The organism is Citrobacter sp. TBCS-14 (genome assembly GCF_005280805.1).
Lineage (GTDB): Bacteria > Pseudomonadota > Gammaproteobacteria > Enterobacterales > Enterobacteriaceae > Citrobacter > Citrobacter gillenii.
Genome location: NZ_SZWM01000374.1, coordinates 1 through 219 on the forward strand (window position 1 = coordinate 1; position 219 = coordinate 219).

At 56.2% G+C, this 219-nt stretch carries 1 pseudogene; it reads left to right on the top strand.

The features are described from left to right. Positions 1-219: pseudogene (locus FDX22_RS15590) on the top strand (hypothetical protein); the annotation flags it as partial.

Consider the following 219-nt stretch of genomic DNA (forward strand, 5'->3'; position numbering starts at 1 on the left):
GATCCATCGCCCTGAAATGCTCATTCTTGATGAGCCGACCTCCGGGGTCGATCCGGTGGCGAGGGACATGTTCTGGCAACTGATGGTTGATCTGTCGCGTCAGGATAAAGTCACCATTTTTATCTCTACCCACTTTATGAACGAAGCGGAGCGCTGCGACCGTATGTCGCTGATGCACGCCGGAAAAGTACTCGCCAGCGGCACGCCGCAGGAGCTGGT